Source organism: Variovorax sp. Varisp36 (genome assembly GCF_047304235.1).
In the GTDB taxonomy this organism is placed as follows: domain Bacteria; phylum Pseudomonadota; class Gammaproteobacteria; order Burkholderiales; family Burkholderiaceae_C; genus Variovorax.
This window is the reverse complement of the sequence record NZ_JBGLYU010000101.1, coordinates 1-767: the sequence shown is the minus strand read 5'-3', so window position 1 is coordinate 767 and position 767 is coordinate 1. Positions and strand designations below refer to the sequence as shown.

Annotated in this window: 1 protein-coding gene; it reads left to right on the top strand. The window is 66.1% G+C overall.

Annotation, left to right across the window (positions count from 1 at the left end; all coding sequences use genetic code 11):
* Positions 1-295 precede the first annotated feature (295 nt).
* A partial coding sequence (locus ACCD11_RS28345; protein WP_413316459.1) for a DUF4337 domain-containing protein occupies positions 296-767 on the top strand: 472 nt, incomplete at its 3' end.

Genomic DNA, 767 nt, shown 5'->3' with positions numbered 1-767 from the left:
GGGCGTGGGCATCGGGGTTGGGGGCGTTTCCTCGGTCATGGGCAAGTGTGCTGTGGCCGCCCCCATGCTGGCAACGGGTGGCGGACCGGAACCTGACGGCGGGGCGCCTGGGGTGCTGCGCGACCGGGCATACTCGCGCGCGCTCCACATTCCAACACTTCACAGCAAGGACCCCATGTCAGGACACGGCTTTCACGTGCACGGCCCGCACGATCACGAACTCGAACACGCCGCAACCGGCGGCCATGGCCACGGCCCCGAAGACGGCGCCGCGGCTCATTCAGGCGGCATGAACATGACGAGCAAGATCGCGGTGTGCACCGCCGTGATCGCCACCTTCGGCGCGATCTTCTCGTACATGGGGGGTGCCACGCAGGCCAACGCCGGCCTCTACAAGAACAACGCCGCGATCAAGAAGACCGAGGCGTCGAACCAGTGGAATTACTTCCAGTCGAAGAGCACCAAGCAGGCGCTGGCCGAATTCGCACGCGACACCGCGGCGGACGACGCCCGAAAGCAGGGCTGGCAGGTCAAGGTGGCGCGCTACGAACAGGAGAAGACAGACATCCAGACGGCAGCGAAGAAGCTGGAGGCCGAGGCCAGCCAATGGGACGCGCAGTCTGAAGAGCAGATGCACCAGCACCATCGCTGGGCCCAGGCGACCACGGTGCTGCAGGTGTCGATCGCGCTGGCTGCGATTGCCTTGCTGACGAAGAAGAAATGGCTCGAGCGCGCGATGTTCGGGGTGGCGGCGGCGGGGCTTGTGG